This window comes from Neobacillus sp. MER 74 (genome assembly GCF_023714155.1).
In genome coordinates this window covers 453,417-469,118 of sequence record NZ_JAMAUV010000002.1, presented here as the reverse complement: position 1 = coordinate 469,118, position 15,702 = coordinate 453,417, and the positions used below count along the sequence as shown (strand labels likewise).

Annotated in this window: 18 protein-coding genes, 1 pseudogene and 1 other annotated feature; of the genes and pseudogenes, 17 read left to right on the top strand and 2 right to left on the bottom strand. The window is 40.3% G+C overall.

The features are described from left to right. From M3610_RS06760 to pheA, 17 genes and pseudogenes are all read left to right on the top strand, one after another. The coding region (locus tag M3610_RS06760) for an HNH endonuclease (RefSeq protein WP_251457587.1) at nucleotides 1-1,130 on the top strand (1,130 nt) is incomplete at its 5' end. 103 nt (nucleotides 1,131-1,233) lie between these two features. Further along, a pseudogene (locus tag M3610_RS06755) lies at nucleotides 1,234-1,437 on the top strand (JAB domain-containing protein); the annotation flags it as partial. Between the two features lie 161 nt (nucleotides 1,438-1,598). Beyond that, the gene (locus M3610_RS06750; RefSeq protein WP_251457584.1) at nucleotides 1,599-2,621 is read left to right on the top strand and encodes a rod shape-determining protein; all 1,023 of its coding nucleotides are present in this window, start codon (nucleotides 1,599-1,601) and stop codon (nucleotides 2,619-2,621) included. Between the two features lie 86 nt (nucleotides 2,622-2,707). Next, nucleotides 2,708-3,589 carry a rod shape-determining protein MreC gene (mreC, locus tag M3610_RS06745; protein ID WP_098575635.1) on the top strand — a complete coding sequence of 294 codons (882 nt, stop codon included), beginning with the start codon at nucleotides 2,708-2,710 and terminating at the stop codon, nucleotides 3,587-3,589. Then, nucleotides 3,586-4,104, top strand: a complete 519-nt coding sequence (gene mreD, locus M3610_RS06740; protein ID WP_098575634.1) for a rod shape-determining protein MreD — start codon at nucleotides 3,586-3,588, stop codon at nucleotides 4,102-4,104. Before mreC ends, mreD begins: the two co-directional genes overlap by 4 nt. A gap of 152 nt (nucleotides 4,105-4,256) precedes the next feature. After that, the gene (minC, locus tag M3610_RS06735) at nucleotides 4,257-4,937 is read left to right on the top strand and encodes a septum site-determining protein MinC (protein ID WP_251457581.1); all 681 of its coding nucleotides are present in this window, start codon (nucleotides 4,257-4,259) and stop codon (nucleotides 4,935-4,937) included. A 1-nt stretch (nucleotide 4,938) separates the two neighbouring features. Further along, the gene (minD, locus tag M3610_RS06730; RefSeq protein WP_251457577.1) at nucleotides 4,939-5,742 is read left to right on the top strand and encodes a septum site-determining protein MinD; all 804 of its coding nucleotides are present in this window, start codon (nucleotides 4,939-4,941) and stop codon (nucleotides 5,740-5,742) included. A gap of 123 nt (nucleotides 5,743-5,865) precedes the next feature. After that, a complete protein-coding gene (locus M3610_RS06725; RefSeq protein WP_251457575.1) occupies nucleotides 5,866-6,654 on the top strand; it encodes a M23 family metallopeptidase in 789 nt (262 codons plus the stop codon). Further along, nucleotides 6,647-7,516, top strand: coding sequence for a M50 family metallopeptidase (locus M3610_RS06720; RefSeq protein WP_251457572.1), 870 nt, complete (start codon nucleotides 6,647-6,649; stop codon nucleotides 7,514-7,516). The genes M3610_RS06725 and M3610_RS06720 overlap by 8 nt, the downstream gene beginning before the upstream one ends. A gap of 197 nt (nucleotides 7,517-7,713) precedes the next feature. Then, nucleotides 7,714-9,177: an Rne/Rng family ribonuclease gene (locus tag M3610_RS06715; protein ID WP_251457569.1), complete on the top strand. Its 1,464-nt coding sequence runs from the start codon at nucleotides 7,714-7,716 to the stop codon at nucleotides 9,175-9,177. A 69-nt stretch (nucleotides 9,178-9,246) separates the two neighbouring features. After that, nucleotides 9,247-9,329 (top strand) — a sequence feature (ribosomal protein L21 leader region). Between the two features lie 13 nt (nucleotides 9,330-9,342). After that, a complete protein-coding gene (gene rplU / locus M3610_RS06710; RefSeq protein ID WP_026563440.1) occupies nucleotides 9,343-9,651 on the top strand; it encodes a 50S ribosomal protein L21 in 309 nt (102 codons plus the stop codon). Between the two features lie 15 nt (nucleotides 9,652-9,666). Then, a complete protein-coding gene (locus M3610_RS06705; RefSeq protein WP_251457566.1) occupies nucleotides 9,667-10,011 on the top strand; it encodes a ribosomal-processing cysteine protease Prp in 345 nt (114 codons plus the stop codon). Then, nucleotides 10,012-10,305 carry a 50S ribosomal protein L27 gene (rpmA, locus tag M3610_RS06700; protein WP_026563442.1) on the top strand — a complete coding sequence of 98 codons (294 nt, stop codon included), beginning with the start codon at nucleotides 10,012-10,014 and terminating at the stop codon, nucleotides 10,303-10,305. A gap of 207 nt (nucleotides 10,306-10,512) precedes the next feature. Next, on the top strand, nucleotides 10,513-11,064 hold the full coding sequence (locus M3610_RS06695; protein WP_251457563.1) for a Spo0B C-terminal domain-containing protein: 552 nt from the start codon (nucleotides 10,513-10,515) through the stop codon (nucleotides 11,062-11,064). 50 nt (nucleotides 11,065-11,114) lie between these two features. Beyond that, on the top strand, nucleotides 11,115-12,410 hold the full coding sequence (gene obgE, locus M3610_RS06690; protein ID WP_098575626.1) for a GTPase ObgE: 1,296 nt from the start codon (nucleotides 11,115-11,117) through the stop codon (nucleotides 12,408-12,410). A 42-nt stretch (nucleotides 12,411-12,452) separates the two neighbouring features. Further along, nucleotides 12,453-12,893 carry an ACT domain-containing protein gene (locus M3610_RS06685; RefSeq protein ID WP_098575625.1) on the top strand — a complete coding sequence of 147 codons (441 nt, stop codon included), beginning with the start codon at nucleotides 12,453-12,455 and terminating at the stop codon, nucleotides 12,891-12,893. Nucleotides 12,894-12,950: 57 nt separating this feature from the next. Continuing rightward, on the top strand, nucleotides 12,951-13,805 hold the full coding sequence (gene pheA, locus M3610_RS06680) for a prephenate dehydratase (protein WP_251457560.1): 855 nt from the start codon (nucleotides 12,951-12,953) through the stop codon (nucleotides 13,803-13,805). 45 nt (nucleotides 13,806-13,850) lie between these two features. Here the strand turns inward: pheA and M3610_RS06675 are convergent, their stop codons facing one another. Then, the gene (locus M3610_RS06675; protein WP_098575623.1) at nucleotides 13,851-14,390 is read right to left on the bottom strand and encodes a transcription repressor NadR; all 540 of its coding nucleotides are present in this window, start codon (nucleotides 14,388-14,390) and stop codon (nucleotides 13,851-13,853) included. Nucleotides 14,391-14,445: 55 nt separating this feature from the next. After that, the gene (locus tag M3610_RS06670; protein ID WP_251457558.1) at nucleotides 14,446-15,597 is read right to left on the bottom strand and encodes an IscS subfamily cysteine desulfurase; all 1,152 of its coding nucleotides are present in this window, start codon (nucleotides 15,595-15,597) and stop codon (nucleotides 14,446-14,448) included. Between the last annotated feature and the right edge of the window lie 105 nt (nucleotides 15,598-15,702).

Genomic DNA, 15,702 nt, shown 5'->3' with positions numbered 1-15,702 from the left:
ATAAATATGTGGAGGAATACACATCTAAATTCAACAAAGGTGATAAACGGAAGTATAATCTTGTCTATCATAACCTTGCATCAAAAATAAATCATCGTAAATATAAGAATAAACGTGAATGGTCAAATTTAGATAAAGAGAGCAGGACTGAACGAGCTAACGAATTAAAGGCATTATATAAAGAATTAATTAAACATGACAGCAAAGACCTATTTGACCCTAACTATCGAAGAATGAAATATGTGAGATATGCGGATGATTTTCTTATTGGTGTCATAGCAAGTAAAGAAGAAGCAGAAATAATCAAACAAGATTTAACTGTCTTTCTGGCTGAAAAACTGAAACTTGAGCTAAGTGCGGAAAAAACGTTGATTACTCACAGTAAAAATACAGCTAGATTTCTTGGTTATGATATAAGAGTAGCAAGAGATTGGCAAACAATGAAAATGCCTAACGGCACCCAAAAAAGGAAATTCAACTTTCAAGCCAAACTTTTTGTACCTCATGAGAAATACATCAAAAAGCTCATTAGTCTAGGTGCCTTAAGTCTTGGGAAAAATAATCAATGGAAACCAATTCATAGAACAAATATGCTCCACAGCGATGACTTGGAAATTATAAGACAATACAATGCAGAAATAAGAGGACTGTATAATTACTATAGATTAGCTAGTAATGTACATGTTCTACAATCCTTCCGTCAAATAATGAAATTTAGCATGATAAAGACCTATGCCAATATTTACAAAAGTACCGTTAGTAAAATAATAAGCAAATATTCAATAAACGGGAAATTTGGTATTCGTTATGAAACAAAGGAAGGGAAACGTATTGCAAATTTCATCGATCAAAGAATGGAGAAAAATACATCAATTAGTAATGAAGAGGTTGATATAGAACTCAATACAGCACAGTTTGGTGGCAGAACAAGTCTCATTGAACGCCTTCTAGCAGAAAAATGCGAATGGTGTGGAGTGGAGAACACGCCATTAGAAATGCACCATGTCAAAAAACTCAAAAACCTAGAAGGCAAAAAGCGGTGGGAACAGTTCATGATTGCAAGGAATCGTAAAACAATTGCAATGTGTGTAAAATGCCATCACGACTTGCATAATGGGAAGTTAGATTGATAAATGGAAAGCCGTATACTCTGAGAGGAGTACGTACGGTTTGGGGGGGAGTTCTTGGAAACCTACTTAGGAAACTAAGCAAGGCGCCGGGTTCTTACCCTACTTCCGCGAGGCATTAAAGAGGTCTGCCGCCTCCATTATTGCGGTCCATAACCATCCCTCCGGAGACCCGGCTCCAAGCCGTGAGGACATAGAGGTCACAAAGCGTCTAGTCGAATGCGGAAAGATTATTGGCATTGATTTACTCGATCATTTGATCATCGGTGAAAATAAGTTTGTGAGTTTGAAGGAAAAAGGTTATTTATAAACTATGATTTTATTTGACGTTGAGTTATAATAATGGTTATGATTTTTTAGGACTTCTTAAAGATTAAACTAGATAAATATTAGGAAAATAGACATGATAGTAAGGTGAATATCTATCTATTGGTGTTTTTGCATTCGGTTCAGAAAGGGAGATACAAAACTATGTTTGGAATTAGAGCAAGAGATCTTGGAATTGACTTAGGGACAGCAAATACCCTTGTATATGTAAAAGGAAAAGGAATTGTCCTGCGTGAGCCCTCCGTTGTGGCGATGCAGACTGATACAAAAAACATTGTCGCGGTAGGAAACGACGCGAAAAATATGATTGGACGGACGCCGGGAAATATTGTGGCACTAAGGCCGATGAAGGATGGAGTAATCGCTGATTTTGAAACCACTGCGGCCATGATGAAGTACCATATTCGTCAAGCACAAAAAAGTAAAAACGTGTTTACTGGGAATCCTTACGTTATGGTCTGTGTGCCTTCCGGGATTACTGCAGTTGAAGAACGTGCTGTCATCGATGCAACGAAACAAGCTGGGGCTAAAGATGCGTATACGATTGAAGAGCCATTCGCAGCAGCGATTGGTGCCAATTTACCAGTTTGGGAACCAACCGGCAGCATGGTGGTTGATATTGGCGGGGGAACTACTGAAGTCGCCATCATTTCATTAGGCGGCATCGTTACAAGCATATCCATTCGAGTAGCTGGCGATGAAATGGACGATTCGATTATTACTTATATTCGAAAAAATTATAATTTGATGATCGGTGACCGTACAGCGGAAACTATTAAAATGGAGATTGGCTCGGCAGGGGACGCTGAGGGTGTCGACAATATGGAAATTCGCGGCCGAGACTTATTAACCGGCTTGCCAAAAACGATTGAAATCACAGCCAAAGAAATTGCTGGAGCATTAAGAGATACCGTCTCTGCGATTGTCGAGGCAGTCAAGAATACATTGGAAAAAACACCACCTGAACTTGCGGCAGACATTATGGACCGCGGGATTGTTCTAACCGGCGGCGGTGCATTACTCCGCAATTTGGACAAGGTTATTAGTGAAGAAACGAAAATGCCGGTGCTGATTGCTGAGAATCCGCTTGATTGTGTGGCCATTGGGACAGGAAAAGCATTGGATCATATTCATTTATTTAAAAATAAATCAAGAGATTCACGTTAATGTAGATTGTGCTATTGGGCACATAAGGATTATTCAAATGAAAAAAACGATACTTTTTATCTAGAAAAAAATAGAGGTGTATAATCATGCCACAGTTCTTTCTGAATAAACGTCTGATTATTTTGCTTGTCAGCATCATTGTTCTCGTGGCATTGATTGGGTTTTCTTTAAGGGAGAGAAGTAAACTATCCTGGCCGGAGCAATTTCTAAAAGATACCACCGGCTGGGTTCAATCCCTGGTTTCAAAGCCTACTCATTTTGTGACAGGCTTTTTTGAAAATCTCCAGGATTTGCAAAATACATACGATGAGAATAAAGAATTAAAATCGCGGGTCGAAAATCTTGTCAATCTTGAAGCACAAGTACAAGAACTGAAACAAGATAATAAAGAATTACGTGACATTCTCGGTGAAAAAAGAACCCTGAGAGACTTCAAACCATTACCAGCTACCGTAATTGGCAGAAACCCTGATCGTTGGCATGAAATGATTATTATCGACAAAGGCAAACTAAACGGCATCAAGAAAAATATGGCTGTTGTTACGGCAACCGGCTTGGTTGGTAAAGTTAAAAATGTAACACAATTTAGTTCAACCATCCAACTATTAAGTGCGATGGATCCAAAAAATCGTATATCTGCTGTTGTGCAGGGCAAGAAAGATGTTTATGGATTTGTCCAAGGATTTGATGACAAACGGAAATTATTATTAATTAAGGCAATACCATCCGGTGAAAAAATTGAAAAAGGGCAAAAAGTGATCACTTCTGGCCTAGGCGGCGTTTTTCCGAAAGGGTTGCTGATTGGTAAAGTGGTTGACGTAAAGCCCGATCAGTATGGATTAAATCAAACGGCCTTAGTGCAGCCTGGTGCAGACTTTTATGATATTGAAAATGTCATTGTCATAAAAAGATTAATGACCCAGCCAGTGAATATGGAATCAACAGATGGGAAGGAGAAAGATTTGTGAGAAAATTCCTTCTTCCTCTTTTATTTCTATTGCTTTTTATTGTAGAAAGTCTTTTTGTGGAGTATTTACCCGAAAAGGTTTTTGGGTTTGAACGAATATTTGTCCCACACTTTCTTTTTATTGCTATTTTGTTTTTAACGATTTTTGTCGGAAGAAAACATGGAATTATTTATGCGGCTATTTTTGGACTTTTATATGATGTCGTCTATGTTGAAATTATCGGGATTTACTTTTTCCTATTTCCATTTATCTCTTATCTGATTTATAAACTATTGCAGGTTTTACAAGCCAATCTTATTACGGCCTTTCTTGCGGCCATCTTCGGTGTCTCACTACTAGAGATTGGTGTGTATGAAATGAACTATTTAATCCATGTTACAGACCTGGATTTTATCGGCTATATGAACTTGCGTTTTTACCCAAGCCTTATCCTAAATGCAGTTGTTACGCTCATTGCTGCCTACCCATTAAAGTGGCTTTTTGAGAAACATTCAGAAGCAATAAGAGCTGAATGATTTTTCGTTTAAAAAGAGGAGAATGGACGCATCGTGTCGAAATTTTATTAGGATAGTATGACTATTGATTCGAAATAGGTTAGAAGAGCTATATTCCTCTCGAATGGACTTGTTTCGAAATTGCTTTCTTATTATGAGGTGAAAAATTCTCCATGAAAAAACGGCAAAATGTTACAATAAAAGGGACGAAGGAAGGACTTGTCCTTCATCTTGATGATAGTTGTTCTTACGATGAACTAAAAAAGGAACTTGATTATAAACTTTCAGCCAACTCAAGTACACAGGATGAGCGTCATTTAACCTCTGTCAAAGTGGAAATAGGTAACCGCTATTTAACCGAACCACAGCGGGAAGAACTAAAAGAATTAATTCGCCAAAAAAAGAATTTTGTTGTGGATGAAATTGAATCGAATGTAATTACTAAGGATGAAGCTGAGGAATTATTGGCCGAAACAGAGGTGATGACTGTTTCGAGAATTATTCGTTCCGGACAAGTCCTCGAAGTTCCTGGTGACCTGCTGTTAATTGGCGATGTCAATCCAGGCGGGACAGTCATTGCAGGTGGAAACATCTTTATCATGGGAACGTTAAAGGGAATAGCACATGCAGGCTGCTATGGCAATGATGAAGCAATCATTGCCGCATCTAGTATGAAGCCCTCTCAGCTTCGAATTAGTGATTGCTTAAATAGTGCACCAGACAGCCTTCAAAGCAATGAAAAGCGGGAAATGGAATGCGCATACATCGATGAAAACCGTCAAATCATTGTTGATAGATTACAAGTATTAATCCAATTAAGACCTAATTTAACGAGATTAGAAGGGGGACATTAAAGTGGGAGAGGCAATCGTAATTACATCCGGTAAGGGTGGAGTAGGGAAAACAACAACTTCTGCTAATATCGGCACATCATTAGCCCTTCAAGGAAAAAAAGTATGTTTAGTAGATACTGACATCGGTCTTCGTAACTTGGATGTGGTCATGGGACTTGAAAATAGAATTATTTATGATCTTGTCGATGTGGTTGAAAAAAGATGCAAAATCCATCAAGCTCTTGTAAAGGATAAACGTTTTGATGGTTTATTATACTTATTGCCAGCAGCACAAACCGTTGATAAATCTGCCGTGAAGCCAGAGCAAATGAAAGAACTTATCATCGAATTAAAGCAGGACTATGATTATATAATTATAGATTGCCCAGCCGGTATTGAGCAGGGTTTCCAAAATGCTGTTGCTGGGGCTGACAAGGCAATCGTTGTCACAACACCAGAGGCTTCTGCTGTCCGTGATGCGGACCGGATTATTGGTCTTCTGGAGAAACAGCCGAATATGGAATCTCCTAAATTAGTGATCAACCGGATTCGAAATCATATGGTGAAGAATGGGGATATGCTCGAGATTGATGAGGTTACTCAGCATCTTTCCATCGAACTCATCGGTATTGTTGCTGATGATGATGAAGTAATTAAAGCTTCGAATCATGGGGAACCGATTGCCCTTAATCCGAATAACAAAGCATCGATTGCCTACCGAAATATTGCCAGGAGAATTCTTGGCGAATCCATCCCACTGCAGTCACTCGAAAATGCAGACAAAGGAATGTTTACCAAAATTAAAAAGTTTTTTGGTGTGCGTTAAAATAAAGCTGCTATATATTCAACCTGTCCACTCTCTTGTGGACAGGTTGTTTTATTTTTAAGACATACTCTTTCATTCACCCTCATAGACTTGTACAAATTAGTGTGAAAAGGGTGGATGGAAATGGCGCGGTCTACACCGGAAGAAATTCGGCGACGAATCGCCAAGCGAAAAAATGATAATGGCACTACATCTGTAAAAAGTCCCGACCGCCAAATTGAATGGCCTAGTGACGATGAAAAATATGGCTTTCATCAGTATACCCCTCCAGGAGGGAGTGACGGCGATGATGGACATCCATTATTTAAGAAGGAAGTTTTCTTTTTCAAAGTTTTATCTTCAGTCCTCCTGTTTTTAGTGATTGCGATATTATTTCGGAACCATTCCACTGCCTTTGATCCTGCAAGAGCTTTGGTGACTAAAACAATGGACCAGGATTTTAAGTTTGCGACTGTATCAAACTGGTACGAAAGCAAATTTGGGAAACCTTTAGCCCTCTTGCCTTTTTCGGATAAAGATCAAACGGAGAAAAAAGAGGTGGCTGAAACTGAGTTTTCTGTTCCAGCAATGGGAAAAATCCTCGAAAACTTCGAAAAGAACGGGCAGGGAATTATGATTGAAACGGGAAAAGGGGCGTCCGTACAAACGATTAATGAGGGCTTTGTGATGTCTGCAGGTGTAAAAGAAGGTCTGGGGAAGACAGTCGTCGTTCAACATGCCGATAAAACGGAAACATGGTATGGAAATTTAGATAAAATTGACGTTAAATTATATGAGTATGTTGAAAAACGACAAGTAGTTGGCACCGTCTCTGGATCCACAGGTGAGGATAAAAGCAAAGGTAAATATTACTTTGCCATTAAAAAAGATGATAAATTTATCGACCCAATTCAGGTGATTGACTTTGAATAGAGCCATAAATTTACTACGACTAATTACTATTCATCCATTGTTATGGATTGTCATTGCAGTTTCAGTTGCCACAGCTCATTTCCTTGAGGTTTGCTTATTACTTGGGATCATTTTCATTCATGAATTGGGGCATGCTGCTGCGGCTTCTTTTTTTTCATGGAGAATCAAAAAAATCACCCTGCTGCCGTTTGGCGGGGTTGCCGAAATGGATGAGCATGGCAATCGCCCGTTAAAAGAAGAGATGATTGTCGTTCTAGCAGGGCCGCTCCAGCATGTGTGGATGGTGGCCTTAGCCTATGGATTGGTTAGCATGGACCTGATATCTGTGGACCTTTTTCACTTGTTTTTTAGCTATAATCTAATGATATTCGTATTCAATCTCTTTCCTGTTTGGCCGCTTGATGGAGGGAAACTGGTATTCTTACTGCTTTCCTTAAAAAGTTCCTTCCCGAGCGCCCATCGCTTAACGCTTATCCTTTCCTTGGTTAGCTTGTCAATCTTTTCGCTGGTTATTGTGGCTGCAGCTCCAACCCATATTAATGTCTGGGTCATCATCGCCTTTCTTTATTTTTCGCTCTACCATGAGTGGAAGCAGCGCCGCTTTATCTTTATGCGATTTTTATTGGAGCGCTATTATGGGAAGAAATCGAGTCTGCAAACTTTGAAACCAATTGAGGCCAATGAAGAGGATTTACTTATTCACGTTTTAGAAAAGTTTCAACGCGGCTGCAAACATCCAATCATCGTCGAAGCCGATGGCAAGGAAAAAGGAATGCTGGATGAAAACGAGCTCTTACACGCCTACTTTACCGAAAAACGCCTAACCGACAAAATCAGCGACCTTCTCTTTTCTTATTATTAATACTATGTTGATAGGAGCGGAAGGCGCGAGACTCCTGCGGGAGGACGGGGCAGGGGAGACCCCGCAGGCGCTTTAGCGCCGAGGAGGCTCCCCGGACCGCCCGCGGAAAGCGAAGCGCCTGGAGCGGAAATCAACTAGCAAGTTTATCATGGCCCATTAAAAAGGTATAATAAGAAGAAAAAAGTGAGGTCGCTTGTTTGGAAACATTAATAGTTAACTACAACTCACGGGAAAAGCGATTGGCTTATATAAAGGATAACCGTGTGGAAAATATCGTCTTTGACCGGCCAGAACATCAATCACTGGTCGGTAATATTTATTTTGGGACAGTGACGAAAGTATTGCCCGGCATGAATGCCGTGTTCATAGATATTGGCGAGGAGAAAAATGCGTATTTACACCGGGATGTTCTTCCTTCGTATCTCCAATCCGCTGATAAACAAAAAAACGTCAGCTCGTTCGTCCATCAAGGGGAAAAAATGCTTGTTCAAGTCGACAAGGATGCAACCGGCACGAAAGGTGCCCGAGTAACGGGGATTGTTGAAATCTCGGGGACAAACCTTATTTACATGCCCAAGGGTCGGTATGTAGCCGTTTCAAAAAAAATTGCTGATGACAAACAGCAAGCAACCTTACGGCGAATTGGCAGTCACTTAAAGACAGACGAAGAAGGGATGATTTTTCGAACCTCCTCCCTTTCAAGTACCGAAGAAGAAATACACACTGAACTAGCCAACCTGCGTGAGCAATATCAACAACTGCTACAGAAAACAACAGGCCTAAAAAAGCCAGGGATTGTTTTTCAAAAAGATACTTTCGTCGAAATGATTTTGGATAAGGTAGGGAAAATGTCAGACGGAGAGGTAATCGTCGATGACTTATCACTAAAAAAGCTGGCTGAGAAGCAGAATAATCGGGTGAAACATAGTTATTACAGCGGTAAAGAAAATATATTTTCAGTACATAAGATCGAGCATGAAATTGATAAAGCACTCAAACGAATGGTCTGGCTTGATCAAGGCGCCTACCTGATTTTTGATGAAACGGAAGCACTGACGATTATTGATGTGAACACAGGCAAATTTTCCGGGAAGACGGATTATCAGGAAACCGTGTTAAAAACGAACCAGTTGGCTGCGAAGGAAGTCGTGCGTCAGCTGCGTCTGCGCGATATTGGCGGAATCGTCCTCATCGATTTTATCGATATGAAACGTGAAAAGGACAAGCAGGCCATTTATGCACTTATCGAATCGGAATTAGCCAAGGATCAAAAAAGAACAAAAATCATTGGCTTTACGCCGTTAGGAATTCTTCAACTAACACGAAAGAAAACGAAGGTTACTCTTTCAGAGGCACTCGAGGTGAAGTGTCCAGTGTGCGAGGGGACGGGCCGGATTCTCAGTCCAGAAACAGTAGGCTTTCGACTTGAACGAGAGCTATTAGAGCACCGCTATTCTGAATTTGAAGCTGTCCTGGTGGAAACGACCGCTGAGGTGAAAGAACAGCTGCTAGGGCCAAATGAAGCCCACAGGGAAGCATTAGAAGAGCTCTTACATCTAAAGTTATTTTTCTCCATTCAGCCGTCTGACCGCCATTATTATGTGATAAAACAGTTTGGCACTAAAAATGAGATTGCATCAAAAGGGTTGGATAATAAATGATCTTTCTAAAATTCTATTGACACTTTTGTCTAGAATATGTTAGGATTTTAATGTTATGTTTGTAGCGCACCCGTGCTACAACCGCACAGAACAGGTCTTAAGTCTTTAACTAAAGTTTAAAGCGCCTGTGTATGGCGAGTCTGAGTTTATAAGGAGGTGCAGTTCATGTACGCAATTATCGAAACTGGCGGTAAGCAATTGAAAGTCGAAGAAGGCCAAGCTATCTACATCGAAAAATTAGATGTTGAAGCTGGTGAAACAGTTACTTTTGACAAGGTTCTTTTCGTTGGCGGTGAAAACGTAAAAGTAGGTTCTCCTGTTGTTGCAGGTGCTACAGTTACAGCTAAAGTTGAAAAACAAGGCCGTCAAAAGAAAATCATTGTTTTCAAGTACAAGGCGAAGAAAAACAACCGTAAGAAGCAAGGTCATCGTCAACCTTACACTAAAGTAGTCATCGAAAAAATCAACGCGTAAGGTGTTGTTTCATAGATGATTAACATTACGATTTATCGTACTGAGTCCGGAACGATTCATTCATTCGAAATGAGCGGACATGCATTGTTTGCAGATCGTGGGAAAGACATTGTTTGTGCAGGCGTATCAGCCGTATCTGTTGGTGCGATTAATGCGATCCATGAACTAACTGGTGTCACTCCTGATCTGGAACATCGGGCAGATGGTTTTCTCCGCTGTGTGATTCCGGAAGGTCTTCCAGAAAACACGCAAGAGAAAGTGCAAATTCTTCTCGAAGGGATGGCTGTTTCATTACGGGCGATAGAAGAAGAATACGGAAAGCACATAAAGATTACCTTCAAAAAGCAGGAGGTGGAATAAATGTTATTAAAATTAGATCTTCAGTTGTTTGCATCTAAAAAGGGTGTAGGTTCTACAAAAAACGGACGTGACTCTATCGCAAAGCGCCTTGGTGCTAAGCGTGCAGACGGACAATTCGTAACTGGTGGTTCAATCCTTTACCGTCAACGCGGTACAAAGATTTACCCAGGTGAAAACGTTGGCCGTGGAGGCGACGATACTCTTTTTGCAAAAGTTGACGGCGTTGTAAAATTTGAACGTGTCGGCCGTGATCGCAAAAAAGTGAGCGTTTATCCAGTAGCTCAAGAAGCTTAAGGATTCTTTGAAAACTCTAACCTGATTGGTTAGAGTTTTCTTTTTTCCAGCGAATTTTTCCTTCCATATTATACTTCGGGAAACGCTACGTAGATGCTTCTTTTTGCCTCTAAATAACTTTCATCACAAAATAAGCTTACTCATGGTTCATTTTTTGATATACTATCAGCAAACTAGTGTTGTGACACTTAATGTGGGAGTGTACGTATGGAGAAAGATTGGGATATTGTTGAAGTGTTGCGGCATGCTCGGCATGATTGGTTAAATAGGCTTCAATTAATAAAGGGGAACTTGGATTTAAATCGAATCGACCGGGCAAAAGAGGTCATCGATGAAATCATTATCGAAACGCAGCACGAGTCAAAACTTTCGAATTTGAAAATGCCTTTGTTTGCCTCACTCTTGTTAAAGTCAAATTGGGAGAATCCTTCCTTTAAACTTGAATATGAAGTCCTTCATGATCAGAAAGTAGATCCAATCAATGAGGAGCTTTTGACAAAGTGGTCATCCCATTTATTTACATGTTTAAATGAAACGATCGAAGCCTTTCAGGAAAATCATTTATCCGTAACAATAGACCCGGAATCAAAGGGGATTCGTTTCTTTTTTGATTTTAGCGGGATAATAATAAAAAGCGAAGTACTGACTGAATTCCTATCCAAACCATTTGGTCTACTCGACATCGTGGTCAAGGACTTATCAGAAAGTGAATTCGCATTAGAAGTATATATACCCTATCAAAAAAGTAGGAAAAGTTAAGATGCTTTTCGTGACATTTTTTGATTTGAATTGCAGACTGGAGGAATAAGATGTTTGTTGATCAAACGAAGATTTATGTAAAAGGCGGAGACGGCGGTAATGGAATGGTCGCGTTCCGTAAAGAAAAATATATACCAAAAGGCGGTCCAGCAGGTGGGGATGGCGGGAAAGGTGCCAATGTTGTTTTTGAAGTAAATGAAGGCTTGCGCACATTAATGGATTTCCGTTATCAGCGTCATTTTAAAGCACCACGCGGGGAGCATGGCATGTCTAAAAACCAGCACGGAGCCGGTGCAAAGGATATGATTGTCAAGGTACCGCCTGGAACAGTGGTAATTGATGCCGAGACGAAAGAAGTGATTGCAGATTTAGTTGAAAATGGGCAACAAGCAATTATTGCCAGAGGCGGCCGTGGCGGGCGCGGAAATTCACGATTTGCAACCCCAGCAAACCCTGCGCCGGAGCTTTCTGAAAATGGAGAACCTGGTCAAGAGCGGGAAGTAATCCTTGAATTAAAACTGCTTGCTGATGTGGGTCTTGTTGGATTTCCAAGCGTAGGGAAGTCAACGCTTTTATCTGTTGTATCATCGGCAAAACCTAAAATTGCGGAGTATCATTTTACAACGATTGTTCCGAATCTTGGTATGGTCGAAACAGAAGATGGGCGCAGTTTTGTCATGGCTGACCTTCCAGGTTTGATTGAAGGGGCTAGTGAAGGTGTAGGCTTAGGTCATCAATTCTTGCGTCATATTGAACGGACAAGGGTAATTGTTCATGTCATTGATATGTCTGCAATGGAAGGCAGGGACCCATTCGAGGACTTCCAGACCATCAATCGTGAATTAAGTGAATATAATTTGCGCTTGACTGAGCGTCCGCAAATTATTGTCGCCAATAAAATGGATATGCCGGAAGCCGAGGAAAATTTGAAAAAGTTTAAAGAACAGCTCGATGAGGATTATCCGATCTTCCCAATTTCAGCTGTAACAAGAAAAGGTCTTCGTGAATTATTGTATGCTGTTGCTGATAAGATTGAGGAAACACCTGAATTTCCACTTGAGCATAATGAAGAAGATGAAACAACGGGTGTGCACCGTGTTCTTTATAAGCATGAGGCAGAACCAGAAGCATTTAAAATTACAAGAGAACCGAATGGCACATTTGTCGTATCTGGTGAAAAGACAGATAAGCTGTTTAAGATGACAGACTTCTCGAGAGAAGAATCTGTTCGCCGTTTTGCACGTCAACTTCGTGGTCTAGGTGTAGATGAGGCCTTGAGGGAAAGAGGAGCAAAAGACGGGGATATTGTGAAATTAATGGAGTTTGAATTTGAGTTTATTGAGTAGAAGAGAACGTGTCCTAAAGAGAGTAAGGTAGAGTGATAAAAAATGGATAAAAAATTTTACTTAGTACGTGAAGATGTTTTGCCGGAAGCCATGAAAAAAACAATAGATGTGAAGGAAATGCTGGAAAGAGGGAAGTCAGAATCCATTGCGGAAGCTGTTCAAAAAGCAGATTTAAGCAGAAGTGCCTTTTATAAATACAGAGATACTGTTTTTCCGTTTTCAACCATTAAAAAAGAAAAGATTATCACGCTTTTCTTTCATTTGGAAGATCGCTCAGGTACGCTGTCACACTTGCTCAGTGTTGTTGCAAACTCAGGCTGCAATATTGTCACCCTTCACCAAACAATTCCGCTGCAAAGCAGAGCAAATGTAACACTCTCATTAAACACTTCAAACATCACGATGGAAATAGATAAGTTACTTGAGGAGCTTAGGAAACTCGAATTTGTAGAGAAGGTAGAAGTGCTGGGAACAGGTGTGTAGGACAATCTACCACCGGCTCTCAGCTCTCTTTTTATAAAATAAGGAGTGGGGAAAACAGTGAAAGTTGGATACTTAGGACCAAAAGCTACATTCACAGAATTAGCTGTAAAGAAGGTATTTCAAGAATATGAACTTGAGCCCTATCAAACAATTCCTGCAAGCATGGATGCCATAGTTGATAAAGAAGTAGACTTGGCTGTTGTTCCAATTGAAAATGCGCTAGAAGGCTCAGTGAACATTACACTCGATTATTTAACACAAGAAGTCCAAATACCCATTATTGGTGAAATCACCTTGCCGATCAAGCAGCATTTGATGGTACATCCAGATAATCTGGAAAATTGGCAGGATGTCAGCAGGGTGTATAGTCACTCTCATGCTATTGCCCAATGTCATAAATTTTTACATAACTATTTAAAAGGTGTCCCATTTGAAAGCGTCTCATCAACAGCGGCAGCAGCATTAATGGTAATGGAACATCCTGATTTGAAAATTGCAGCGATTGCCAATGAACTTGCCGCAAAGGAATACGGGTTATCGATTGTAAAAAGAAATGTCCACGATTTTGATTATAACCATACGCGATTTGTTGTTCTTTCCGAGAAAGAACTTGATTTTCAGAAGATTAGCGAATCAACCCATTATAAAACAACGCTGATGGTTACACTTCCATCAGACCAGGCTGGAGCTCTTCATCAGGTATTATCTGCCTTTGCTTGGAGAAAATTGAATTTATCAAAGATTGAATCAAGACCAATGAAAACCGGGATTGGCAATTACTTTTTCATTATTGATCTCGAGATGAAATTGGATGATGTATTGATTCCCGGGGCAATAGCAGAAATAGAAGCTTTAGGCTGCGGTGTTACATTACTTGGCAGTTATCCATCTGTTTTGGTGAGTTTAGACTAAACAAAAAGGGACCCGATTTTAGGGTCCTTTTTTTGTGAGGTTTTACTATGATTCAATTAGGAAGCCTTCTGCTTTTAATGCTTTTTCTGCTTCATCTAAGACTTGGATGCTAGATGCTGAAATCGTATGAAGGTGGATTCCCTCGGTTAGTTCAGATAGCAGGGCTGCTCTGGTCTTGTGCAAGTTTGCCATGAATTGTTTCACCTCTTGGCGATTAGAAACCATAATTGAGGCCGTCAAATCTCCATAAACCTTGTGTTCAATTTTGACATCCTTCACTAATACTCCATGGTCAACGAGCAAATTTAGTTCTTTTTCGGTGTCATCAGGTGAATGTCTGCAGGCGATTGTTCTTTCAAAGGAATAAGTGCTGGTGTTTTGCTTTAAATAAATATAACCTTGGCTCGTGGCAATAATGGGTTCATTCTTTGCTTTAAGAAGCGTGATATCTCCGACAATCACTTGTCTGCTTACATTCGTTTGATTGGCTAATTCACTTCCTGTCACCGGGACAGGACTGTCTTTTAGTAGTTGTAAAATGAAGGACCTCCTTTCTTCTCCCAATATTTTTTTTTGCTCAACCATATAATTCCTCCTATTTTCTATTGCTGTTTCCCTATTTTAGCATAGTTTAAATTTTTTATATAACCGTAGCTGCCTCGAAGGCATGAACGATATTCACGATCCTCTCCCCCAGTTCAACCACATCTTCCAAGCGCGTTGATTGACCGAAAGAAATACGGATAAATTCTTTTGCTTCGTCAGAAGTTAAACCTAGGGCTTGAGCCACTTTTGCGGGGGATTGCCTGCCGACTTGACAGGCACTGCCGGTTGAAATGGCAAATCCATGCCGATTACATTCAAGCATCATCCATTGACCCTGAATACCAGAAATTCGGAGCCCGATGATATTGGAGAGCTGCCGAGAGGTATCGGCTGCTTGATATATTTTCACCTTTTCTTCAATCGGCTCAAGTGTTTTAATAAAAGCTTTCCGAAGTAATTCATATCTATTTAAATCCTCTGGCAATTTTGCATTTATTTTCTGGGCAGCAACTGTCATCGCGGCAATGGCAGGAACATTTAAAGTGCCTGGACGAAATCCGCGTTCATGAGAACTGCCTGGAAAAAAAGGCTCCCATTTAAGCTGAGGATCGACGTATACTCCACCAATGCCTTTTGGGCCATAGATTTTATGGCCTGAAAAAGTAAAACTGCTGACAAGTGGTGCTAGTCTTTTTATATCTATTTTTCCAAACGACTGAACAAAATCACTGTGGAAAAGGATTTCGTTGTCCTTGCAAATCTTGGCAAGTTTATCGATTGGCTGGATGGTGCCAATTTCAGAATTCACATGCTGCAGGGTGAGTAAAATAGTTTCTCGCTTAATTGAATGGACCAACTGTTCTTGATCAATCAGGCCGTTTTCATTAAGCGGAAGCAGGGTGATTTCATATCCCGCTTCCTTTAATCTAGTTAGGACTCCATGGATGGATGAATGCTCCGCCATGCCTGCGATGATATGTTTCCCCTCTTTTTTAGTGGAGGACAATAATGCCTCGATTGCTAAAAAATTCCCTTCTGTCCCCCCACTTGTAAAGAACAGCCCATTTTTATCAATTCCCATTAAATTGGCCAATTCTTCGCGGCAGTTTTCAAGTAAGGCAGCTGATTGTCCACCTATATCGTGGAGACTGCTGGAGTTTCCAAAGTATTCTGTTGCCACTTTTACATATACCTCAGCTGCTTCTGTGTCTAGTGGTGTGGACGCAGCATAGTCAAAATATTTCATGATTCTTCTCCCATTCTTCTTATTTTAGGACGGGGTGTTTCTACTTTTCTATAAAAATACTTGTTTTTAGTTTAATTCTATGTAAATATATATGTCAAGACACCT

Bases quoted from the DNA above. Each gene is read 5' to 3' on its own strand.
- M3610_RS06675 (WP_098575623.1), bottom strand. From the start codon at position 14,390: ATGGTTGAGCAAAAAAAAATATTGGGAGAAGAAAGGAGGTCCTTCATT.
- minC (WP_251457581.1), top strand. From the start codon at position 4,257: ATGAAAAAACGGCAAAATGTTACAATAAAAGGGACGAAGGAAGGACTT.
- rplU (WP_026563440.1), top strand. From the start codon at position 9,343: ATGTACGCAATTATCGAAACTGGCGGTAAGCAATTGAAAGTCGAAGAA.
- mreC (WP_098575635.1), top strand. From the start codon at position 2,708: ATGCCACAGTTCTTTCTGAATAAACGTCTGATTATTTTGCTTGTCAGC.
- M3610_RS06685 (WP_098575625.1), top strand. From the start codon at position 12,453: ATGGATAAAAAATTTTACTTAGTACGTGAAGATGTTTTGCCGGAAGCC.
- M3610_RS06725 (WP_251457575.1), top strand. From the start codon at position 5,866: ATGGCGCGGTCTACACCGGAAGAAATTCGGCGACGAATCGCCAAGCGA.
- M3610_RS06670 (WP_251457558.1), bottom strand. From the start codon at position 15,597: ATGAAATATTTTGACTATGCTGCGTCCACACCACTAGACACAGAAGCA.
- obgE (WP_098575626.1), top strand. From the start codon at position 11,115: ATGTTTGTTGATCAAACGAAGATTTATGTAAAAGGCGGAGACGGCGGT.
- M3610_RS06705 (WP_251457566.1), top strand. From the start codon at position 9,667: ATGATTAACATTACGATTTATCGTACTGAGTCCGGAACGATTCATTCA.
- rpmA (WP_026563442.1), top strand. From the start codon at position 10,012: ATGTTATTAAAATTAGATCTTCAGTTGTTTGCATCTAAAAAGGGTGTA.
- M3610_RS06750 (WP_251457584.1), top strand. From the start codon at position 1,599: ATGTTTGGAATTAGAGCAAGAGATCTTGGAATTGACTTAGGGACAGCA.
- M3610_RS06695 (WP_251457563.1), top strand. From the start codon at position 10,513: ATGGAGAAAGATTGGGATATTGTTGAAGTGTTGCGGCATGCTCGGCAT.